Genomic DNA, 21,201 nt, shown 5'->3' with positions numbered 1-21,201 from the left:
CAAACCCATTCCAAAGCAATGTTCACAAAAGAACACGAACAACCTCACATCTCCTACGAGTCTTTCAGAAAAAGCACTGCTTTTTTCTGTAATGAAAATGTAATATTCGCTTTCGCAAAGAATAAAAACCCGGAGCGTCTCCATGTTTGCGTTTTTCCGTCCTGCCGCACACCAGGCCCCCCTGCCCGAAGAAAAGGTCGATAGCACCTACCGCCGTCTGCGCTGGCAGATCTTCGCCGGTATTTTCATCGGTTACGCCGGGTACTACCTGCTTCGCAAGAACTTTTCCCTGGCGATGCCTTACCTGATTGAAGAGGGCTACACACGCGGGCAATTGGGCGTGGCGATGTCGGCCATTGCGATTGCCTACGGCTTGTCGAAGTTCCTGATGGGGCTGGTTTCGGACCGTTCCAACCCGCGCTATTTCCTGCCGTTCGGGCTGCTGGTGTCGGCCGGGGTGATGTTCATTTTCGGCTTCGCGCCCTGGGCGACGTCCAGCGTCACGATCATGTTTGTGTTGCTGTTCATAAACGGCTGGGCACAGGGCATGGGCTGGCCGCCAAGCGGACGGACGATGGTGCACTGGTGGTCGCAGAAAGAGCGCGGCGGAGTGGTATCGGTATGGAACGTGGCGCATAACGTCGGCGGCGGCCTGATCGGCCCGCTGTTCCTGCTCGGCATGGGCTGGACCAACGACTGGCATGCCGCATTCTATGTACCGGCGGCCGTGGCCTTGATGGTGGCGGTATTTGCCTTCGCCACCATGCGCGATACGCCGCAATCGGTCGGCCTGCCGCCGATCGAGCACTACAAGAACGACTACCCGGAAGGCTACGACGCCAGCCATGAAGAGGAATTCAGCGCCAAGGAAATCTTCGTCAAATACGTGCTGCGCAACAAACTGCTGTGGTACATCGCCCTGGCAAACGTCTTCGTTTACCTGCTGCGCTATGGCGTGCTGGACTGGGCACCGACCTACCTGAAAGAAGCCAAGCACTTCACGGTCGACAAGACGTCGTGGGCTTACTTCCTGTACGAGTGGGCCGGTATTCCGGGCACGCTGCTGTGCGGCTGGATGTCGGACAAGATCTTCAAGGGCAATCGCGGCCTGACCGGCATGGTCTTCATGTTCCTGGTGACCGTCGCCACGCTGGTGTATTGGCTGAACCCGGAAGGCAACCCGACCGTCGACATGATTGCTCTGGTGTCCATCGGCTTCCTGATCTACGGCCCGGTAATGCTGATCGGGCTGCAGGCCCTGGAACTCGCTCCCAAGAAAGCTGCCGGCACAGCTGCTGGCTTTACCGGGTTGTTCGGTTACCTGGGCGGCTCGGTCGCAGCCAGTGCAGCGATGGGCTACACCGTTGACCACTTCGGCTGGGATGGTGGCTTCGTGCTGTTGATCGGCGCCTGCATTCTGGCCATGGCGTTCCTTGCACCTACGCTACGTCACAAGCAGGTCGCCAGCACGTCTCGCACCGCCGAGGCCTGAGTCAGGACGTCACAGAAGCGGACCGGCAGCGCTTGAGCCGCGCCTCCAGATTCAGGTCTGGCATGGCGTGGCTGCGCAGGGCACTGGCGGTCTGCTCCACGTACTCGCGGGTAGTGCCATAGCGCCCGCACGCGCTGGCCAGCACCTGGCTCAGCACACTGTCAGGCAGATTGCCCGCGTAGCTGGGCAGATGCCGCTCCAGCACGAACCCCAACGCCTGAACCTGCCGACCATCCTCAAGACGGCAGCTCAGCCAGTGCGGTCGATAGGACGGATAGGGCATTTCTCGCTGCCAGAGTGCAAACATGGACTCTTCAAGGCATTCGTCCGGCAACCGGTAGGCGAACCCGGTGCAGGAGCCGCCACGATCCAGGCCAAAGACCAGCCCCGGAGCCTCGGGCGTCCCGCGATGCTCGTGGGACCACAGGTACAGGCCACGATGGTAGCCGTAGACCCGTGCACGCTGACGCTCGACCGCCTTGCATTCAGGACGCCAGATCAGCGAGCCATAGGCGAACAGCCAGACAGGCCCACCCTTGTGGCACTTCAGGGTGGCATTCATCGATGCGAGCAGTTGTTCGCGGGTCAGTTGCGGGCCTAGATCGATTACCGGCGGATACTTCAGCCCGAGGCCGTCATGCACGGCCGCTGCCAATTCATTGATTGGATTATCCATTTGCCTCCCTGGCAGTCTGACTGCCAGTCATAACCGAGCCCTGAGGACCCGCTCAGGCAAGCGGCGCCAAGGTGTCGTAGTGCGGTTATTGCTGCAGGCTGTGCCTGCCTTACGAAAAAGCATTGGGTGATGATTTTTCATCACCATAAGCTATAAGCGAATGAAACAATTTGCAATCCGGTGACAGGGCCGTCAGTCAGAAGATTTCAGGATCGTGGTGCGTAGGCAAAGACATCGGCACGCATCTGATGAGCATCCATACCAGCACTGACCAGTGCGTCAAGGGTCGCGTAGATCATGGTCGGAGAGCCGCTGCCATAGACATGGATCGAGGAAAGATCGTCGATGTCATCGCAGACCGCTTCATGCAGCAGGCCGCAGCGCCCTTCCCAGCCGCACAGATCACTGACCACCTTGTGCAGGTACAGATTGGGCAGCGTGGCCCATTCGTCCCACTGGCGGATTTCGTAAAAATCCTCAGGGCGTCGCACGCCCCAGTACAGATGCACGGGATGGCTGAAACCCTTGGCACGGCAATGCTCGATCAGGCTGCTCATCTGAGCCATGCCCGTGCCCGCCGCGATCAGCACCAGAGGGCCGTCCGGCAAGTCGGCCAGGTGCGTATCGCCGAACGGCAATTCGACACGGGCCATCCCGTTGCGTTGAAGCTGTTCGATCAGGCTGCGGGCACTCGCTTCGCGAACCAGCACATGCATCTCCAGATCGCGGCCGCGATGCGGGGCAGAAGCCAGCGAAAAGGCCGATTTCTCGCCGTTCTCGCGCTCGATCATCAGGTACTGCCCCGCGTGATAGCGTGGCGGCTTGCCAGCCGGAGCACGCAGGCCAATGCGCCAGACATCGCCACCGACTTCCACGCACTCACTGAGCTGGCAGGCCAGCTTGCGAACCGGCAGCTCGCCCAGCGGCAGGACGGCATCCCACAACACTTCGCAAGCTTCCAGAGGCTCGGCCAGGCACGTATAGATTTCGCCATGGGTCAGCTCATCGCTGGCCTGTTTCACACGTCCCTGCACCAGCAGCGCCGAGCAGACATGGCAATTGCCGTTACGGCAGCTCTGTGGGCATTCATAGCCCAGACGCTGCGCGGCCTCGAGAATCCGCTCACCCGGCAAGGTTTCCAGCACTGCGCCCGACGGCTGCAAGGTTACACGCATCAATCTATTCCCAGCTGATTCCAGATTTCATCGATCCGACGAGTCGTCGCATCATCCTTGACGATAGCCCGGCCCCACTCGCGCGTGGTTTCGCCCGGCCATTTATGCGTAGCATCCAGCCCCATCTTGGACCCCAGCCCGGAGACCGGGGAGGCGAAATCAAGATAGTCGATCGGCGTGTTCTCGATCATGACCGTGTCGCGCTTGGGGTCCATGCGCGTGGTAATGGCCCAGATCACATCGTTCCAGTCACGGGCATTGATATCGTCGTCGGTGACGATAACGAACTTGGTGTACATGAACTGTCGCAGGAACGACCAGACCCCCAACATCACACGCTTGGCATGGCCGGGGTACTGCTTCTTCATGGTCACGACGGCCATGCGATAGGAACAGCCTTCGGGCGGCAGGTAGAAATCGGTGATCTCCGGGAACTGCTTCTGCAGGATCGGCACGAACACTTCGTTCAGGGCAACGCCCAGAATGGCAGGCTCATCCGGCGGACGGCCGGTGTAGGTGCTGTGATAGATCGGCTTGATACGGTGCGTGATGCGCTCGACGGTGAACACCGGGAAGCTGTCCACTTCGTTGTAATAACCGGTGTGGTCGCCATAAGGACCTTCATCGGCCATTTCACCGGGGTGGATCACGCCCTCAAGGACGATTTCCGCACTGGCGGGCACTTGCAGGTTATTGCCACGGCACTTGATCAGTTCGGTGCGCGTGCCGCGCAGCAGACCGGCAAACGCATATTCGGACAGGCTGTCCGGTACAGGCGTCACGGCGCCCAGGATGGTCGCCGGGTCTGCGCCGAGAGCGACAGCCACCGGGAACGGCTCGCCCGGATGTTTGGCGCACCACTCCTTGAAGTCCAGCGCGCCACCGCGATGGCTGAGCCAGCGCATGATGACCTTGTTGCGCCCGATGACCTGCTGGCGGTAGATGCCCAGGTTCTGGCGTTCCTTGTTCGGTCCGCGGGTGACCGTCAGCCCCCAGGTGATCAGCGGCGCCACATCGCCCGGCCAGCAGGTCTGCACCGGCAGCATGTTCAGATCGACGTCATCGCCCTCGATGACGATCTCCTGGCAAGGCGCATCCTTGACCACCTTGGGGGCCATGGAGATGACTTTCTTGAAGATGGGCAGCTTGGACCAGGCGTCTTTCAGCCCCTTGGGCGGCTCCGGCTCCTTGAGAAAGGCCAGCAGCTTGCCGATTTCCCGCAGTTCGCTGACGGATTCGGCTCCCATGCCCATGGCAACGCGCTCCGGCGTACCGAACAGGTTGCCCAGCACCGGAATGTCGAAACCGACCGGTTTTTCAAACAGCAGGGCCGGGCCTTTGGCGCGCAGCGTCCGGTCGCAGATTTCAGTCATTTCCAGCACAGGGGAAATGGGCATCTGAATGCGTTTCAACTCTCCGCGCTGCTCAAGCTGCTGCACGAAATCCCGTAGGTCCTTGAATTTCATTAACCCGGCCACTTATTCAAATAGGTGCACATCGTACCTGCTCTGCGAGTTCGTGGCAGCCCTGAACTGTGAAAACACAAGCGTCCCGCACCCGCCGACCACAGCCAATCAATCTTTACCGGCCGGAACACCGCCTTCGCGGATGAATCCGCTCCCACACAGTGAACGGTCGACCGTAGGAGCGGCTTCAGCCGCGAAAATGTTGTTCGCCAACAAAAATGGCGCCCCGTGGGGCGCCATTCTCTATTGCGATTCAGCCTGTCAGTTACTTGCGTTTCATCGACAGGAAGAACTCGTCGTTGGTCTTGGTCTGCTTGAGCTTGTCGACCAGGAACTCGATGGCAGCGACTTCATCCATCGGATGCAGCAGCTTGCGCAGGATCCACATGCGTTGCAGTTCGTCATCAGCAGTCAGCAGCTCTTCACGGCGGGTGCCGGAGCGGTTGATGTTGATGGCCGGGAACACGCGCTTCTCCGCGATCTTGCGATCCAGCGGCAGCTCCATGTTGCCCGTACCCTTGAACTCTTCGTAGATCACTTCGTCCATCTTCGAGCCGGTTTCAACCAGCGCGGTGGCGATGATGGTCAGCGAGCCGCCTTCTTCGATGTTACGCGCCGCACCGAAGAAACGCTTCGGCTTCTCGAGGGCGTGGGCATCGACACCACCGGTCAGCACCTTGCCGGAGCTCGGAATCACGGTGTTGTAGGCACGGGCCAGACGGGTGATGGAGTCAAGCAGGATCACGACGTCCTTCTTGTGCTCGACCAGGCGCTTGGCCTTCTCGATCACCATTTCGGCAACCTGCACGTGGCGGGTTGGCGGCTCGTCGAACGTGGAGGCAACCACTTCGCCGCGTACGGTACGCTGCATTTCGGTCACTTCTTCCGGACGCTCGTCGATCAGCAGGACGATCAGGTGGACTTCCGGATTGTTACGCGTGATGTTCGACGCGATGTTCTGCAGCATGATGGTCTTGCCCGCCTTCGGCGGAGCAACGATCAGGCCACGCTGGCCTTTACCGATAGGTGCGCACAGGTCGATCACACGACCGGTCAGGTCTTCGGTGGAACCGTTACCGGCTTCCATCTTCATGCGCACGTTCGGGAACAGCGGCGTCAGGTTCTCGAACAGGATCTTGTTCTTGGCGTTTTCCGGACGATCGAAGTTGATCGTGTCGACCTTGAGCAGGGCGAAGTAACGCTCGCCTTCTTTTGGCGGGCGGATCTTGCCAACGATGGTGTCGCCGGTACGCAGGTTGAAACGACGGATCTGGCTGGGCGAGACGTAGATATCGTCCGGGCCAGCGAGATAGGAAGCGTCTGCAGAGCGCAGGAAGCCGAAGCCGTCCTGGAGGATCTCCAGCACGCCATCACCGGAAATTTCCTCGCCGCTTTTGGCATGCTTTTTCAGCAGGGAGAAAATCACATCCTGCTTGCGCGAACGGGCCATATTTTCTATGCCCATCTGTTCGGCCATTTCGAGCAGATCGGTAATCGGCTTTTGCTTGAGTTCAGTCAGGTTCATATGGGAATGACGTAATCATGTATGGAGGGAAATTAAGCTTTTGGCTTAATGAGGCCGCGCCGCAGAGAAGGCGACAGGATCGCGTACTAAATCGATAAGGAGAGCGTCGGCGACGGCTAGCAGGGGGCAATGGAGAATCCATTGCGGGGCCGAATGTACCACTTGATTTTCCAGGCGTCTAGTACGACGCCCGAAAAAACCCCGCTATTCGCGGGGCTTTAAAGGCATCAAAGATGGGCGTCGATGAAAGCCGCCAGTTGCGACTTCGACAAGGCACCTACCTTGGTGGCTTCAACGTTACCGTCCTTGAACAGCATCAGGGTCGGGATACCACGCACACCATGTTTGCCCGGGGTTTCGGCGTTTGCATCGATGTTCAGTTTGACGACAGTCAGTCTGCCTTCATAGGTGCTGGCGATTTCGTCCAGAACCGGCGCAATCATCTTGCACGGACCACACCACTCAGCCCAGTAGTCAACGAGCACAGGGCCAGAAGCCTTGAGGACATCGGCTTCGAAGCTGGCGTCGGTGACGTGTTTGATCAGGTCGCTACTCATGGAATTCTCCGAGGTCGTAGGCTAAAAACGACGCACATCATAACGAGCCTGATGACATACAGGAAGTCGATGCTTATTGAGTCTGGCTATGGGGGCCAATGAATCTGGTTATAGGCTTTTGTCAGTTGGCAGGTGAAACGAAGACAATCCCGGTGCGTAGCGCCGCACCGCGGATATGTTCCTGCATGGCCTTTTGAGCAGGCCCCGAGGCATGACGGGCCAGCGCACGCAGGATCTTTCGGTGTTCCTGCCAGGTTTCCATGACTCTTCCTGCACGAATGAAGGGCATCTTCTGACTTTCGAGAAAAATGTCCGCCCCCGCCGTCACGATCCCGAGCATGGCCTGATTGCCGCTGGCGACCAGAATATGTCGGTGAAACTCGAAATCCAGCCTGGCAGCAGCCTCGAAATCCCCCGCCCGAAGTTCCAGACGCATGGCTTCGACATTATCCTCCAGCACATCCCGTTCGTCGGCCGTCAGGGTGACGGCGGCCAGACCGGAGGCAAAGCCCTCCAGCGCATAACGCAACTGAAACGTATCGGCGGGCGAAACCCTCGCATCGAAAGGCCAGGAAAATCCACCCGTGCGCTGTTCTGGTTCAGAAATCGACTGGATGAACACGCCCTTGCCCGGCTGCACACTGACGATGCCCAACGCACTCAGCGACGACAAGGCCTCGCGCAGCGAAGCCCGGCTGACACCCAGCAAAACCGCCAGATCCCGCTGCGAGGGCAGGCTGTCGCCAGGCTTGTAACCCTGCTCGGCAATCAGTTTGCGGATTGCTCGAAGGGCTGATTCAGGTACGGCGAGTGCATTGTGCGGCATCACTGTTCAGGCCAGTCAGTCCAGTAAAAACTCCTTTTATCGCCATCTTCAGAATCCGGCAAGCGACGCCCAGCGCTGGGGCGACGCGGCCTGCAGGCGCGCCAAAGCGGGGCGTCGCCCACCTCAACTGTTCAGACCAGTAAGACCAAATTCAGCCTGAAAAGCCCGAGTTATGGCACAAACGGATGGGATGGCATGAGCTGTGCACTGAGGGACAAGCCAACATCTTTCGTTCCGTTCGGAGATTTCCCATGACCAAGCGTTACAGCGCACTGCTTACTGCCTTGTTTGCCAGCCTGATGCTGAGCCAGGCCCCCGCCCATGCCAATGGACTGGACGACGTCGTAGCGCGCGGCACATTGAAAGTCGCGGTCCCTCAGGACTTCCCGCCGTTCGGTTCGGTAGGTCCGGACATGAAACCACGCGGTCTGGATATCGACACGGCTCAACTGCTGGCCGACAAGCTGAAGGTCAAACTTGAACTGACCCCGGTCAACAGCACCAACCGCATTCCCTTCCTGACCACCGGCAAGGTCGATCTGGTGATCTCCAGCCTCGGCAAGAACCCTGATCGCGAGAAGGTCATCGACTTCTCCCGCGCTTACGCCCCCTTCTACCTGGCGGTATTCGGACCACCCGAGTCTCCGGTCAAAGACGTCAACGACCTGAAAGGCAAAACCATCAGCGTGACCCGCGGCGCCATCGAAGATATCGAGCTGACTGCCGTGGCACCGGAAGGCGCAACCATCAAACGATTTGAAGACAACAACTCGACCATCGCCGCCTATCTGGCCGGTCAGACCGACCTGATCGCCAGCGGCAACGTGGTGATGGTCGCGATCAGCGAACGCAACCCGAAACGCATTCCGGCACTGAAAGTGAAGCTCAAGGATTCGCCCGTCTATGTCGGCGTGAACAAGGGCCAACCGGAGCTGCTGGGCAAGGTCAACGAGATCCTGAATACCGCCAAGGCCGATGGTTCGCTTGAAAAGGCGTCCGTGACCTGGCTCAAACAGCCACTGCCAGCCGATCTTTGATCACTGTTTTCTGATCACAGGGTCCATCAATGGCTTATCAATTCGACTTTACACCGGTCCTGCAAAGCGCTGATCTCTTGCTGCGCGGGGCCTTGTTCACGCTGGAACTGACCGCCATTGGTGCCTTGCTCGGGGTCAGCCTGGGCATCGTCGGCGCGGTCGTGAGGGCCTGGAAGATCCAGCCATTCGCAACGATCTTCGGCCTCTACGTCGAGCTGATCCGGAATACGCCGTTTCTGGTGCAGCTGTTTTTCATTTTCTTCGGTCTGCCATCGCTGGGTGTGCAGATTTCGGAGTGGCAGGCCGCTGTTCTGGCGATGGTCATCAACCTGGGTGCCTACTCGACCGAAATCATTCGCGCAGGCATCCAGGCGATTCCCAAGGGACAACTGGAAGCCGCTGCGGCACTGGCCATGAATCGCTTTGAAGCGTTTCGCCATGTCGTGCTGGTTCCGTCGCTGAGCAAGGTCTGGCCCGCACTCAGCAGCCAGATCATCATCGTCATGCTCGGCTCGGCCGTCTGCTCACAGATTGCCACCGAAGAGCTGAGCTTCTTCGCCAACTTCCTCCAGTCGCGCAACTTCCGCGCCTTCGAGACCTACATCGTCACCACGCTGATCTACCTGTGCATGGCCTTGCTGATCCGCCAACTGCTGGCCTGGATCGGGCGTCGCTACATTTCGAGGAGTCGCTGATGGATTTCACCTTATGGGACATCCTGCGCAACCTGCTGACCGGCCTGCAATGGACAGTGGCGCTGTCAGTGGTGGCCTTCGTCGGCGGCGGGCTGATCGGTCTTCTGATCATGAGCATGCGCATCTCGGACAAGACCGGGCCACGTCTCACGGCCAGTCTCTATATAGAGCTGTTTCAGGGTACGCCGCTGTTGATGCAGCTGTTTCTGGTGTTTTTCGGCGTGGCGTTGCTGGGGGTGGAGATTTCCCCCTGGGCCTCCGCCGCTCTGGCCTTGACGCTGTTCACCAGCGCTTACCTGGCCGAAATCTGGCGAGGCTGCGTGGAGTCGATCGCCAAAGGCCAGTGGGAAGCGTCCGCCAGCCTGGCGATGACACCCTTTGAACAGATGCGTTACGTGATCCTGCCACAAGCCTTGCGCATTGCCGTGGCCCCGACGGTCGGTTTCTCGGTGCAAGTAGTCAAAGGCACCGCCGTGACCTCGATCATCGGCTTCACCGAGCTGACCAAGACCGGCAGCATGCTGGCCAATGCCACCTTTGAACCCTTCATGGTCTATGGCTTCGTCGCCCTGGGCTATTTCATCCTTTGCTACCCCTTGTCGCTGTGTGCGCGCCATCTGGAAAGGAGACTGCATGCCTCTGCTTAGAATTTCCGCCCTGCATAAATACTATGGCGATCACCACGTACTCAAAGGCATCGACCTTTCTGTCGAAGAGGGCCAGGTCGTAGCGATCATCGGACGCAGCGGCTCGGGCAAGAGTACGTTGCTGCGCACGCTCAACGGGCTGGAGTCGATCAACGATGGCGTGATCGAGGTCGATGGCGAATACCTGGATGCCGCCCGTGCGGACCTGCGCACATTGCGTCAGAAGGTCGGCATGGTGTTCCAGCAATTCAACCTGTTTCCGCACCTGAGCGTGGGCGAAAACGTCATGCTCGCCCCTCAGGTCGTGCAGAAGGTGCCCAAGGCCGAAGCGGCGGTACTGGCCAGAAAGATGCTGGAGCGTGTCGGCCTGGGCGAAAAATTCGACGCCTTCCCGGACCGCCTGTCTGGCGGCCAGCAACAGCGCGTGGCCATTGCACGGGCACTGGCGATGTCGCCCAAGGTGCTGCTGTGCGATGAAATCACCTCGGCCCTGGACCCGGAACTGGTCAACGAAGTGCTCAGCGTCGTGCGTCAGTTGGCGGCCGATGGCATGACCCTGATCATGGTCACCCATGAAATGCGCTTCGCCCGGGAAGTGGGCGACAAGCTGGTGTTCATGCACCAGGGCAAGGTGCATGAGGTGGGACACCCGAAAGACTTGTTCGCCAACCCGAAAACGCCTGAGCTGGCGAACTTCATCGGCTCGGTCGAACACGCCTGATATCCCCCTCTTTTCGCGGGTAAATCCGCTCTCGCACCCCACTGTGAGGGCGGACACATTGGCGACAGGCATGGATCGTGGCACGATGGCGCGGTTATCGAACGGGATTTTCTGATCATGCCGCACTCCAAAGCCAAGAATCTTTCCCTGGTCGCTGCCATCGACCTGGGCTCCAACAGCTTTCATATGGTTGTCGCCAAGACGAATCAGGGCGAAATCCGCATCCTTGAGCGCCTGGGGGAAAAGGTTCAACTGGCGGCCGGCATCGATGAAGAGCGCAAGCTCAACGAAGAATCCATGCAGCGCGGGCTCGATTGCCTCAAACGTTTTGCTCAACTGATCAACGGTCTGCCGCTGGGCGCCGTGCGCATCGTCGGCACCAACGCCTTGCGCGAAGCACGCAACCGTAACGAATTCATCCATCGCGCCGAAGAGATCCTCGGGCACCCTGTCGAAGTCATCTCCGGCCGCGAAGAAGCGCGCCTGATCTACCTCGGTGTCTCTCATACCCTGGCCGACACGCCCGGCAAGCGCCTGGTCGCCGATATCGGCGGCGGCAGTACCGAATTCATCATTGGCCAGCGCTTCGAGCCTCTGCTGCGCGAAAGCCTGCAAATGGGCTGCGTGAGCTTCACTCAACGCTATTTCAAGGACGGCAAGATCACACCGGCGCGCTACGCTCAGGCCTACACCGCCGCACGCCTTGAGATCATGAGCATCGAGCATGCCCTGCACCGCCTGAAATGGGATGAAGCCATCGGCTCGTCCGGCACCATTCGCGCCATCGGCCTGGCACTCAAGGCCAATGGCCATGGCTCAGGCGAGGTCAATGCCGAAGGCCTGGCGTGGCTCAAGCGCAAACTCTTCAAACTGGGCGATGTCGAGAAAATCGACTTTGACGGCATCAAGCCCGACCGCCGTGCGATCTTTCCGGCAGGCCTGGCGATTCTGGAGGCCATCTTCGATGCTCTGGAACTTCAGCGCATGGACCATTGCGAAGGCGCGCTGCGCGAAGGCGTGCTGTATGACCTGCTGGGCCGCCATCAGCATGAGGACGTGCGCGAACGGACCCTCAGCTCTCTGATGGACCGTTACCACGTGGATCTGGAGCAGGCTGCCCGTGTCGAGCGCAAGGCGCTGCACGCTCTGGAGCAGGTGGCAGAAGCCTGGGAGATGGAAGACGAAATCTACGCGGAGCTGCTGAGCTGGGCCGCCAAGGTGCATGAGGTGGGCCTCGACATTGCCCACTATCACTACCACAAGCATGGTGCTTATCTGATCGAGCACTCGGATCTGGCCGGTTTCTCACGCGAAGACCAGCAAATGCTGGCGCTGCTGGTGCGCGGTCACCGACGCAATATTCCAAAGGACAAGTTTGCCGAGTTCGGCGATGAAGGCATCAAGCTGATCCGCCTGTGCGTCTTGCTGCGCTTTGCGATCCTGTTCCATCACATTCGTGGCACCCAGGAGATGCCACGTGTGATTCTGCGGGCCGACGGCCCGAATCTGGATGCCGAGTTCCCGGCCGGCTGGCTGGAAAACAACCAACTGACTCAGGCCGACTTCGCGCTGGAAGCGGAGTGGTTGACCCGAGTCGGTATCGTCTTCAGCGCACGCTGAGAACCGGAATGCTCAGGCGATCCAGCAGGGTCGCCTGGGCGTTTCGAGCGTTCTGGTTGCCGGTCGGCGTGCTGCGCACATAACGCCCGTCAGGCTGCAATAGCCAGCTGTGGGTGTTATCGGTCAGGTAGCTCTCAAGCTCCTTCTTCACACGCAGGATCAATTTCTTGCCATCCAGCGGGAAGCAGGTCTCGACCCGCTTGTCGAGGTTACGCTCCATCCAGTCGGCACTGGACAGGAACATCTGCTCGTCACCGCCATTGAGGAAGTAATAGACCCGCGTGTGCTCAAGGAAGCGCCCGATGATCGAACGCACCTGAATGTTGTGCGAAACGCCGGGAATGCCCGGACGCAGGCAGCACATGCCCCGCACGATCAGATCGATGCGCACACCGGACTGGCTGGCCTTGTAGAGCGCCCGAATGATCTTCGGATCGGTCAGCGAGTTGAACTTGGCGATGATATGCGCAGGCTTGCCATCGAGCGCGAATTGCGTCTCGCGGGCAATCATGTCGAGCATGCCCTTCTTGAGCGTGAACGGCGCATGCAGCAGCTTTTTCATGCGCAGGATCTTGCCCATGCCGATCAACTGACTGAACAGCTTGCCGACGTCTTCGCACAGGGCATCGTCCGAAGTCAGCAGGCTGTAGTCGGTATACAGGCGGGCGTTGGCCGCGTGATAGTTACCGGTCCCCAGGTGCGCGTAACGCACGATTTCCCCGGCCTCGCGGCGCAGGATCAGCATCATCTTGGAGTGCGTCTTGAAGCCGACCACGCCATAGATCACCACCGCACCGGCCGCTTGCAGGCGGCTGGCCATTTGCAGGTTGGACTCTTCGTCGAAACGGGCACGCAATTCGATCACCGCCGTGACCTCCTTGCCGTTACGTGCCGCGTCCACCAGCGCATCGACGATTTCCGAGTTCGCGCCACTGCGGTAAAGGGTTTGTCGCACGGCCAGGACATGCGGGTCTTTCGCCGCCTGACGCAGCATGTCGACGACCGGCGTGAAGGACTCGAACGGGTGCATCAGCAGGATGTCCTGCTTGCTGACCACGCTGAAGATGTTCTCGCTGTTCTGCAGCAGCTTGGGAATCGCAGGCGTGAACGGCGCGTATTGCAGCTCGGGGTGACTGTCCAGACCGGTGATGCTGAACAGGCGCGTCAGGTTGACCGGACCATTGACCTGATACAGCTCGGACTCCGTCAGGTTGAACTGCTTGAGCAGGTAGTCCGACAGGTGCTTGGGACAGGTATCCGCCACTTCCAGACGGACCGCATCACCGTAGCGACGCGAGAACAGCTCGCCGCGTAGCGCGCGCGCCAGGTCTTCGACGTCCTCGGAATCCAGTGCCAGGTCGGCGTTTCGGGTCAGACGGAACTGGTAGCAGCCCTTGACCTTCATGCCCTGGAACAGATCGTCGGCGTGGGCATGGATCATGGACGACAGGAACACGTAGTTGTCGCCCGCTCCGCCCACGTCTTCCGGCACCTTGATGATGCGCGGCAACAGACGCGGGGCCGGGATGATCGCCAGACCCGAGTCGCGGCCGAAGGCATCGATACCTTCCAGCTCGACGATGAAGTTCAGGCTCTTGTTGACCAGCAACGGGAACGGGTGCGTCGGGTCCAGACCGATCGGGGTGATGATCGGGGCGATTTCGTCGCGGAAATAGCGACGAACCCAGGTCTTGAGCTTGGTCGTCCAGTAACGGCGACGGATGAACCGGATCTGGTGCTTTTCCAGCTCCGGCAACAGAATTTCGTTGAGAATCGCGTATTGGCGATCGACCTGACCATGAACCAGCTCGCTGATCCTGGCCAGTGCCTGGTGGGGTTGCAGGCCGTCTGCGCCAGCCTGCTCACGTGCGAACGTGATCTGCTTCTTGAGGCCCGCGACACGAATCTCGAAGAACTCATCGAGGTTGCTGGAGAAGATCAGCAGAAACTTCAGCCGCTCCAGCAATGGATAGGACTCATCCAGAGCCTGCTCCAATACCCGGATATTGAACTGCAACTGCGACAACTCGCGATGGATGTACAGGCTGCTGTCGTCCAGGTTCGGAATGACGATAGCGGGCGCAGCAGGTGCTTCAATGACCGGTATAACTTCAATGTCAGGCTCAACCACTGGCGTAGCCTCCTGAACATTGACTTCAACAGTGGCTTCGGTGAGTCCTTCGGTATTCATGAATGTTCCTGTGAGGCTATTGCCCTTTCAGCAGTTGAGCAGCACGGACGGCGAAGTAAGTAAGAATGCCATCAGCACCTGCGCGTTTGAAGGCTGTGAGGGATTCGAGGATCACCCCCTCGCTCAGCCAGCCATTCTGGATCGCGGCCATATGCATCGCATACTCGCCGCTCACCTGGTAGACAAAAGTCGGCACCTTGAACTCATCCTTGACCCGGTAAAGGATGTCCAGATAAGGCATGCCCGGTTTGACCATTACCATGTCCGCGCCTTCAGACAGGTCGGCGGCCACTTCATGCAATGCTTCGTGACTGTTGGCCGGGTCCATCTGGTAGGACGCCTTGTTGGCCTTGCCCAGATTCAGAGAAGAACCTACCGCATCTCGGAACGGGCCGTAATAGGCACTCGCATATTTTGCCGAATACGCCATGATCCGGACGTTGACATGACCGGCCAGTTCCAGCGCTTCCCGAATGGCCTGGATACGACCGTCCATCATGTCTGAAGGGGCGACCACCTGGGCTCCTGCCTCGGCATGAGACAAGGCCTGCTTGACCAGCGCATCGACGGTGATGTCGTTCTGCACATAGCCGTCTTCATCGATGATGCCGTCCTGACCGTGAGTGGTGAACGGGTCCAGAGCCACATCCGTTATGACACCCAGTTCAGGGAAACGGTCACGCAATGCGCGGGTCGCACGCTGAGCGATACCGTCCGGGTTCCAGGCTTCGGCGCCATCCAGGGACTTTTTCTCAGACGGGGTCACCGGGAACAGTGCCAGGGCCGGAATGCCCAGTTCGACCCAGGCTTCGGCTTCCTTGAGCAACAGATCGATACTCAGGCGCTCGACACCCGGCATGGAAGCAATCGCTTCACGACGGTTTTCACCATCGAGCACAAAAACGGGAAGAATCAGATCATCGACCGTCACGACGTTTTCACGGACCAGTCGACGAGAGAAATCATCGCGACGGTTACGACGCAGGCGGGTGAGAGGAAACAGGCGGTTTGCGGGGGTAAAGCTCACGGCGAGACTCCTGAGCCCGCATACGCGGGCAAGCGCGACAGTTATAAGCCGCCATTATGACCAATGTGTGACAGTCATAGTGTGACCTGCGACTGAGGGCCGCAGAAAAGGCCTACAACAAGGATGGACTATTGTCGTTGTAGGAATCTTTAACGTCGAGACACATATCGACACTTTCATGATTGCGTTTGGCGAGTTAGGCTGCGCGTTCATTTCGCCAGCATCCAGACAATGCTCCAGAATTTCTTGAATGATTTCGGCTATTTTGCCCTCTTCCTGGGAACCTTCTTTGAAGGCGAGACCATCCTGGTCCTTGCCGGATTCCTGGCATTCCGCGGGTATATGGACCTCAACATGGTCATCCTCGTCGCTTTCTGCGGAAGCTACGCGGGTGATCAACTGTGGTACTTCATGGGGCGCAGACACGGGCGCAGGCTGCTTGCCCGCAAACCTCGATGGCAACTCATGGGTGACAAGGCCCTGAGGCTGGTGCGCAAACACCCCGATATCTGGGTGCTGAGCTTCCGCTTCGTGTACGGCCTGCGCACGGTCATGCCCGTGGCCATCGGCATGTCCGGCTATCCACCGGCACGCTATCTGCTGCTCAACGGCATCGGCGCGGCGATCTGGGCAGCGGCACTGGGCTCTGCGGCTTACCATTTCGGTGCCGTGATGGAGAGCCTGCTGGGCAACATCAAGAAATACGAGCTGTGGGTCCTGGGCGGCCTGCTTCTGCTCGGCCTGGCCCTGTGGCTGCGCCGCCGCATCAAGAACGCCCGCATCGCACGCCAGGAAAAACTGTGCTGCGCGACGGCCTCCGCATCGGAGACCCCGACTGAAGTACCGGTCGATCTCAACAAGAAGACCGACGGCGAGTAACCCCTCTCTCTTCGCGAATGAATTCGCTCCTACCCCGTAGGAGCGAATTCATTCGCGAACCGCCCTCAAGCGGCCGCTGGCCCCTTCAAACGACTCCGCCCATACAGCACTGCAATCGCCAGCAACGCCACCGCCTGAGCACTGAGCGAATACGCATCAGCGTGAATCCCCAGCCAGTCGAACTCGAAGAATGGCACTGGACGTGTTCCGAAAATGCCCGCTTCCTGCAAGGCTTTGACGCCATGCCCGGCGAACACCACCGAAAGCGCACACAACAACGCAGCGTTGATCCCGAAGAACAGCGACAGCGGCAGTTTTGCAGAACCGCGCAAGATCACCCACGCCAACCCCACCAGCAACACCAGCGCCGTGGCTCCACCGGCCAGAACCGCGTTGTGACCGGCAGGTCCTGCCTGAAGCCACAGGGTTTCGTAGAACAGAATGACCTCGAACAGTTCTCGATAGACCGAGAAGAACGCCAGGACAGCAAATCCAAAACGCCCGCCGCCACCGACCAGGCTGCTCTTCACATAATCCTGCCAGGCAGCGGCATGTCGACGGTCATGCATCCAGACCCCGAGCCACAGCACCATGACACTGGCAAACAGCGCCGTTGCGCCTTCCAGCAATTCACGCTGGGCACCGCTGACATCAATCACATAAGCCGCCAGCGCCCAGGTCGCCAGGCCCGCCAACAGCGCCAGCCCCCAACCCACGTTGACGCTGCGCACGGCCGATTGCTGACCGGTGTTGCGCAGGAACGCCAGGATCGCCGCCAGAACCAGAATGGCCTCCAGCCCTTCGCGCAGCAGAATCAACAGACCGGAGATGTAGCTCAGGGACACACTCAAGCCGTCGCTGCCCAACAGCCCGGCAGACTCCTTGAGCCTGGCCTTCGCCGCTTCCAGCTTCTGCGCCGCCTGTGCCAGCGGCAGGCCGTCCTGCAATGATTGCCGATAGGCCATCAAGGCCTTTTCAGTTTCCTTGCGTACGTTGGCATCGACGTTATCCAGCGAGCTTTCGACCAGCTCGAAGCCTTCCAGATAAGCCGCGACCGACAGATCGTAGGCCTGCTCATGATCGCCCGCGCCGTAGGCAGCCAGGCTCTTGTCCAGCGTGGAACTGGTGTAATCGAGCAACTGTGCCGGGCCACGCTGGACCTGCGGCGGTTGCGCACGCTGGGCACGGAAGGTTGCCGCCACTTCAGGGCCTTCGGCAGCATTGACTTCCGCCGGCGTCTGACGGGCCAGATCCGCCAGATTGAAAGTCTTGGCAGGCGAACTCACCGGCTGCGCGCTGAAGCTTGCAATGTAGGTCGCGATATCCCAGCGCTGGCGATCATCCAGTTGATCGGCAAAAGCAGGCATATCGGTGCCAGACACCCCGAGCCCCAGCGTGTTGTAGATATCGTAGAGGCTCAGGCGATCCAGACGCGCCGCGTCCCGCAGGTTGGCGGGCGCGGGCGTCATGCCGATGCCTGCCGGGCCATCGCCTGCGCCGATATCACCATGACAGACCGCACAGTTCTGCGCATAGAGCGGCGCACCACGGACTGGATCAGGCGTAATGATGGGTGCCTGACTGACTTCATAGGCAACCGCCAGCTTCGCCCCCAACTGCCGGGCCTGACGGGCAACCAGCGCACCGTCCTGACGTGTATTCACAGCGTCTTGCAGAGCGGCGACGCCCTGCTCCAGAGCCGCACGCTCGGCACGTTGCGGCAATGCAACGATCAAGCCCTGCAAAACGCCCAGAAATTCGACTTGTTCCCGGTATTCGGACTCATCGATGACCTTGCCCTCTGCCACGGTAGCGGGATAGTCAGCGCCAATGTAGTCAAGTAAATGCAGCGCCTGGGCGGCACCATCGACGGGATCGGCCAGCGAGCTGAAACTGCAGAACGCAAGCAGTGGCAGCAACAGCCAGGCCATGAAACGTGAGCACGAGGACATCGATCAATCTCAACAGGAATGCAATGCGCTGCATTGTTCCCTTCCCTCCGCCTCGACTCAATACTCGGCCCCTATATTTGTGACAAAACATTACTAAAAAGCGCCAAGAAGAAAACAGGTGCGAATTGAGAAGTAATCCCAATAAATGACATCAAAATGACATTGCCAGATAGATGGCGAAGCTTATAATCGCCCGGTTTTTTCCTACCGACGGGAAAACAAAAGACTCATGCCGCACTCTTGCGGCTTGTCCGATTGGACTTGCGTAGCCCCTTTGGCTATCGACTTCTGGAAATCAATCACCATGTCCCCCCGTGCCCTGACCGCGCTTGCGCTGGCCGTCTCTGTGCAACTGACAGGTTGCTCCGTCTTTCGCAGCTATGACTCGGAACTGAAGGAGACAAACCAGCAATTGAGCAGTGGCAATGTCGATGCCGCACTCACCACGCTGGAGAAAAACAACAAGGGCGAAGATAAAGACCTGCTCTATTACTTCGAGAAAGGTGAGCTGCTGCGCTCCAAGGGCGACTTTTCCGGCAGCCAGACCGCCTGGCGCACGGCAGATCAGGTCATTTTCAAATGGGAAGAGTCGGTCAAGCTCGACACTGACAAATACCTTGCCCAGTTCGGCAGCTTCCTGGTCAACGACAAGGTCCGTCGCTATGAAGGCTATGACTACGAAAAAGTCATGCTAACCACCCAGATGGCACTCAATCTGCTGGGGCAGAACGATTTCGAGGGTGCCCGCACCGAAATCAAGAAGACTCACGAACGGGAAGCCGTGATCGCCGACCTGCGCGACAAGGAATACCTCAAGAGCGAGCAGGAAGCCGAAAGCAAGGGTGTGAAAACCCAGTACAAGGACCTCAAGGGCTACCCGGTCGAGTCGCTGGATGCGCCGGAAGTTGTCGGCCTGAAGAACAGTTATCAGAGCGCATTCAGTCATTACCTGGCGGGCTTCGTTTACGAAGCGTTGGGTGAAAAAGACCTCGCTGCGCCGGGCTATCGCAAGGCTGCAGAGTTGCGCCCCAACACGCCCTTACTGGAAAAATCCCTGGCCGATCTCGACACCGCTGCCAGCAAGGATGGCAACAGTGAAGTCCTGATCGTGGTTCAGAGCGGCTTCGCGCCAGCACGTGATTCGGTACGTATCCCACTGCCGCTGCCTATCAGCGGCAATCTGGTCATCACGCCGCTCTCGTTCCCGGTCATCAAACCCGATACGGGCACGCCGACCTTCAACCAGATCACCCTGGACGGCCAACCGCTGAATCTGACGCTGCTCAACAGCACCAGTGACATGTCCCGCCGCGCCTTGCGCGACGACATGCCGGGCATCATTCTGCGCACCACGGTACGTGCTATCACCCGTGGCGTGGCGCAAAAGCAACTCAACGACGTGAATCCGCTGGCAGGCCTGGCCGTCGGTATCGCCTCGGCCATCACCGAAGGCGCCGATACCCGCACCTGGCGCACGCTGCCGGACAACACCCTCGTGGCACGGCTACGCCTGACCTACGGCCAGCATCAGGTTGTACTGCCTAACGCCCTGGGCGGCTCTCACGTAGAGGTCAAGGTCGATCAGCGCTATCAAGTCGTCACCTTGCGTGCCCTCGGTGCTCAGGTCTTCGCCAATAGCGTCGCGGCCCAGGTCGTTCCGTCGAATGTCCCGCAAGCCCTTGCTGTCACCAAACAACCCTGAACGGAGACACTTCATGCGTATCAAGATTCTCGGCGCACTGGCGCTGGCCCTGCTCGCAGGCTGTGCGACCCCGCCACCTCCAGCGCCGGGCAGTGCCGCCAGCAAAGTCGTAGCAATGGGTGACATTGACCACTTTGAAGTCGGCGCCATGCGCGTGGCTCGCGAAAATGGCTTCCTGACCGTCAAGGCTCAACTGAGCAACACCAGCAGCCGCAACAAGACGCTGTACTACCGCTTCGCCTGGCTGGGTAACGATGGTTTTCCTGTCGCGGACGAAGAAAGCTGGAAAAGCCTGATGGTTTATGGCTCGCAAAGCACCACCGTGTCGGCTATCGCACCGGTTCCACAGGCCACTGATTTCCGAATTGAAATCAACACGCCTTGATTCCCCTGTTCAGCTCAGCCCAGAAGAGTCCAAACATGCTGTCTATCCGCCTTTGCTCCATCGCCGCCGTCGCCCTGCTGGCCAGCGGTTGCGCCAACAACTCTCCGGTTCTTGGCAGCAAGAACATCAATTACGGCGATACCAAGGCCGTCGAAACGGTGACCAACGAATTCGGCTCCACCGACCTGCACCTGATCGCCGAGAGCATGACCCGCTCTCTGGCTCAATCCGGCATCCTGCAAGGTCGCCCGGTGGTTCAGGTCTACGACGTGAAGAACAAGACCAGCGAATACATCGACACTCGCGAAATCACCACCTCCATCAAGACTCAGTTGATGAAAAGTGGCGTGGCCCGCTTCGCCAGCGACAACACCGAAATGCAAAGCCAGGTCGACCAGCTGAAGCTGCAAAACCAGAGCGGTCTCTACAAGCAGAACACGGTCGCCAAGACCGGCAACATGATTGCGGCCAAATACCGCCTGGAAGGCTCGATCAGTTCCATCGTCAAACGCAGCAGCGATTACAAGGACGTCTTCTACAAATTCAGCCTGCAATTGATCGACGTCGAAAGCGGTCTGGCCGAGTGGATGGACGAGAAAGAAATCCGCAAGACCACGGAGCGCTAAAC

At 59.2% G+C, this 21,201-nt stretch carries 19 protein-coding genes; 10 read left to right on the top strand and 9 right to left on the bottom strand.

What is annotated here, in order from left to right; translation table 11 throughout:
• Positions 1-142: 142 nt before the first annotated feature.
• A complete protein-coding gene (glpT, locus tag ACIPY9_RS17110; RefSeq protein ID WP_400703690.1) occupies positions 143-1,492 on the top strand; it encodes a glycerol-3-phosphate transporter in 1,350 nt (449 codons plus the stop codon).
• 1 nt (position 1,493) lies between these two features.
• On the opposite strand, the gene ACIPY9_RS17105 is transcribed toward glpT, so the two are convergent.
• The 6 genes from ACIPY9_RS17105 to ACIPY9_RS17080 all read right to left on the bottom strand — a co-directional run bounded on the left by ACIPY9_RS17105 (position 1,494) and on the right by ACIPY9_RS17080 (position 7,717).
• The gene (locus tag ACIPY9_RS17105) at positions 1,494-2,168 is read right to left on the bottom strand and encodes a gamma-glutamylcyclotransferase (protein WP_400703687.1); all 675 of its coding nucleotides are present in this window, start codon (positions 2,166-2,168) and stop codon (positions 1,494-1,496) included.
• Positions 2,169-2,374: 206 nt separating this feature from the next.
• Positions 2,375-3,343, bottom strand: a complete 969-nt coding sequence (locus ACIPY9_RS17100) for a CDP-6-deoxy-delta-3,4-glucoseen reductase (protein WP_400703684.1) — start codon at positions 3,341-3,343, stop codon at positions 2,375-2,377.
• Positions 3,343-4,809 (bottom strand): 4-hydroxy-3-polyprenylbenzoate decarboxylase, encoded by a 1,467-nt coding sequence (gene ubiD, locus ACIPY9_RS17095; RefSeq protein WP_400703681.1) that lies wholly within the window; start codon positions 4,807-4,809, stop codon positions 3,343-3,345. Before ubiD ends, ACIPY9_RS17100 begins: the two co-directional genes overlap by 1 nt.
• Before the next feature lie 265 nt (positions 4,810-5,074).
• Entirely contained in the window at positions 5,075-6,334 is a 1,260-nt protein-coding gene (gene rho / locus ACIPY9_RS17090) for a transcription termination factor Rho (RefSeq protein ID WP_025257997.1), read from the bottom strand.
• Positions 6,335-6,561: 227 nt separating this feature from the next.
• Positions 6,562-6,891, bottom strand: a complete 330-nt coding sequence (gene trxA, locus ACIPY9_RS17085) for a thioredoxin TrxA (protein WP_400703678.1) — start codon at positions 6,889-6,891, stop codon at positions 6,562-6,564.
• 121 nt (positions 6,892-7,012) lie between these two features.
• On the bottom strand, positions 7,013-7,717 hold the full coding sequence (locus ACIPY9_RS17080) for a FadR/GntR family transcriptional regulator (RefSeq protein WP_400703675.1): 705 nt from the start codon (positions 7,715-7,717) through the stop codon (positions 7,013-7,015).
• A 251-nt stretch (positions 7,718-7,968) separates the two neighbouring features.
• Between ACIPY9_RS17080 and ACIPY9_RS17075 the strand changes: the two genes are divergently transcribed.
• The 5 genes from ACIPY9_RS17075 (at position 7,969) to ppx (ending at position 12,437) form a co-directional block, all read left to right on the top strand.
• Positions 7,969-8,754 carry a transporter substrate-binding domain-containing protein gene (locus ACIPY9_RS17075; RefSeq protein ID WP_400703673.1) on the top strand — a complete coding sequence of 262 codons (786 nt, stop codon included), beginning with the start codon at positions 7,969-7,971 and terminating at the stop codon, positions 8,752-8,754.
• 29 nt (positions 8,755-8,783) lie between these two features.
• Positions 8,784-9,449 carry an amino acid ABC transporter permease gene (locus ACIPY9_RS17070; protein WP_400703671.1) on the top strand — a complete coding sequence of 222 codons (666 nt, stop codon included), beginning with the start codon at positions 8,784-8,786 and terminating at the stop codon, positions 9,447-9,449.
• Positions 9,446-10,096, top strand: coding sequence for an amino acid ABC transporter permease (locus ACIPY9_RS17065; protein WP_400703873.1), 651 nt, complete (start codon positions 9,446-9,448; stop codon positions 10,094-10,096). Before ACIPY9_RS17070 ends, ACIPY9_RS17065 begins: the two co-directional genes overlap by 4 nt.
• Complete coding sequence (locus ACIPY9_RS17060) at positions 10,083-10,817, top strand: amino acid ABC transporter ATP-binding protein (protein ID WP_400703669.1); 735 nt, start codon at positions 10,083-10,085, stop codon at positions 10,815-10,817. The genes ACIPY9_RS17065 and ACIPY9_RS17060 overlap by 14 nt, the downstream gene beginning before the upstream one ends.
• Before the next feature lie 117 nt (positions 10,818-10,934).
• The gene (gene ppx / locus ACIPY9_RS17055; RefSeq protein ID WP_400703666.1) at positions 10,935-12,437 is read left to right on the top strand and encodes an exopolyphosphatase; all 1,503 of its coding nucleotides are present in this window, start codon (positions 10,935-10,937) and stop codon (positions 12,435-12,437) included.
• On the opposite strand, the gene ppk1 is transcribed toward ppx, so the two are convergent.
• A complete protein-coding gene (ppk1, locus tag ACIPY9_RS17050) occupies positions 12,424-14,628 on the bottom strand; it encodes a polyphosphate kinase 1 (protein WP_400703663.1) in 2,205 nt (734 codons plus the stop codon). The genes ppx and ppk1 overlap by 14 nt on opposite strands.
• 16 nt (positions 14,629-14,644) lie before the next feature.
• Complete coding sequence (gene hemB / locus ACIPY9_RS17045; protein WP_400703660.1) at positions 14,645-15,655, bottom strand: porphobilinogen synthase; 1,011 nt, start codon at positions 15,653-15,655, stop codon at positions 14,645-14,647.
• 231 nt (positions 15,656-15,886) lie between these two features.
• Between hemB and ACIPY9_RS17040 the strand changes: the two genes are divergently transcribed.
• Positions 15,887-16,534: a DedA family protein gene (locus ACIPY9_RS17040; protein ID WP_400703657.1), complete on the top strand. Its 648-nt coding sequence runs from the start codon at positions 15,887-15,889 to the stop codon at positions 16,532-16,534.
• A 65-nt stretch (positions 16,535-16,599) separates the two neighbouring features.
• On the opposite strand, the gene ACIPY9_RS17035 is transcribed toward ACIPY9_RS17040, so the two are convergent.
• Entirely contained in the window at positions 16,600-18,486 is a 1,887-nt protein-coding gene (locus ACIPY9_RS17035) for an FTR1 family protein (RefSeq protein WP_400703654.1), read from the bottom strand.
• A 304-nt stretch (positions 18,487-18,790) separates the two neighbouring features.
• Here ACIPY9_RS17035 and ACIPY9_RS17030 point away from each other — a divergent pair, with 304 nt between their 5' ends.
• The 3 genes from ACIPY9_RS17030 to lpoB are packed head-to-tail and all read left to right on the top strand — an operon-like array spanning position 18,791 to position 21,199.
• On the top strand, positions 18,791-20,188 hold the full coding sequence (locus ACIPY9_RS17030; RefSeq protein ID WP_400703651.1) for a COG3014 family protein: 1,398 nt from the start codon (positions 18,791-18,793) through the stop codon (positions 20,186-20,188).
• Positions 20,189-20,201: 13 nt separating this feature from the next.
• Positions 20,202-20,573: a YcfL family protein gene (locus ACIPY9_RS17025; RefSeq protein WP_400703648.1), complete on the top strand. Its 372-nt coding sequence runs from the start codon at positions 20,202-20,204 to the stop codon at positions 20,571-20,573.
• Between the two features lie 35 nt (positions 20,574-20,608).
• On the top strand, positions 20,609-21,199 hold the full coding sequence (lpoB, locus tag ACIPY9_RS17020; RefSeq protein ID WP_400703645.1) for a penicillin-binding protein activator LpoB: 591 nt from the start codon (positions 20,609-20,611) through the stop codon (positions 21,197-21,199).
• Positions 21,200-21,201: the final 2 nt, after the last annotated feature.

The organism is Pseudomonas sp. NPDC089734 (genome assembly GCF_044748865.1).
Taxonomy (GTDB): Bacteria; Pseudomonadota; Gammaproteobacteria; order Pseudomonadales; family Pseudomonadaceae; genus Aquipseudomonas.
This window is presented reverse-complemented; position numbering and strand designations above follow the sequence as displayed.

Excerpts from the sequence above, each read along its gene's own strand:
- glpT (WP_400703690.1), top strand. The coding sequence starts at position 143 with ATGTTTGCGTTTTTCCGTCCTGCCGCACACCAGGCCCCCCTGCCCGAA.
- ACIPY9_RS17105 (WP_400703687.1), bottom strand. The coding sequence starts at position 2,168 with ATGGATAATCCAATCAATGAATTGGCAGCGGCCGTGCATGACGGCCTC.
- ACIPY9_RS17100 (WP_400703684.1), bottom strand. The coding sequence starts at position 3,343 with ATGCGTGTAACCTTGCAGCCGTCGGGCGCAGTGCTGGAAACCTTGCCG.
- ubiD (WP_400703681.1), bottom strand. The coding sequence starts at position 4,809 with ATGAAATTCAAGGACCTACGGGATTTCGTGCAGCAGCTTGAGCAGCGC.
- rho (WP_025257997.1), bottom strand. The coding sequence starts at position 6,334 with ATGAACCTGACTGAACTCAAGCAAAAGCCGATTACCGATCTGCTCGAA.
- trxA (WP_400703678.1), bottom strand. The coding sequence starts at position 6,891 with ATGAGTAGCGACCTGATCAAACACGTCACCGACGCCAGCTTCGAAGCC.
- ACIPY9_RS17080 (WP_400703675.1), bottom strand. The coding sequence starts at position 7,717 with ATGCCGCACAATGCACTCGCCGTACCTGAATCAGCCCTTCGAGCAATC.
- ACIPY9_RS17075 (WP_400703673.1), top strand. The coding sequence starts at position 7,969 with ATGACCAAGCGTTACAGCGCACTGCTTACTGCCTTGTTTGCCAGCCTG.
- ACIPY9_RS17070 (WP_400703671.1), top strand. The coding sequence starts at position 8,784 with ATGGCTTATCAATTCGACTTTACACCGGTCCTGCAAAGCGCTGATCTC.
- ACIPY9_RS17060 (WP_400703669.1), top strand. The coding sequence starts at position 10,083 with ATGCCTCTGCTTAGAATTTCCGCCCTGCATAAATACTATGGCGATCAC.
- ppx (WP_400703666.1), top strand. The coding sequence starts at position 10,935 with ATGCCGCACTCCAAAGCCAAGAATCTTTCCCTGGTCGCTGCCATCGAC.
- ppk1 (WP_400703663.1), bottom strand. The coding sequence starts at position 14,628 with ATGAATACCGAAGGACTCACCGAAGCCACTGTTGAAGTCAATGTTCAG.
- ACIPY9_RS17040 (WP_400703657.1), top strand. The coding sequence starts at position 15,887 with ATGCTCCAGAATTTCTTGAATGATTTCGGCTATTTTGCCCTCTTCCTG.
- ACIPY9_RS17035 (WP_400703654.1), bottom strand. The coding sequence starts at position 18,486 with ATGTCCTCGTGCTCACGTTTCATGGCCTGGCTGTTGCTGCCACTGCTT.
- ACIPY9_RS17030 (WP_400703651.1), top strand. The coding sequence starts at position 18,791 with ATGTCCCCCCGTGCCCTGACCGCGCTTGCGCTGGCCGTCTCTGTGCAA.
- ACIPY9_RS17025 (WP_400703648.1), top strand. The coding sequence starts at position 20,202 with ATGCGTATCAAGATTCTCGGCGCACTGGCGCTGGCCCTGCTCGCAGGC.
- lpoB (WP_400703645.1), top strand. The coding sequence starts at position 20,609 with ATGCTGTCTATCCGCCTTTGCTCCATCGCCGCCGTCGCCCTGCTGGCC.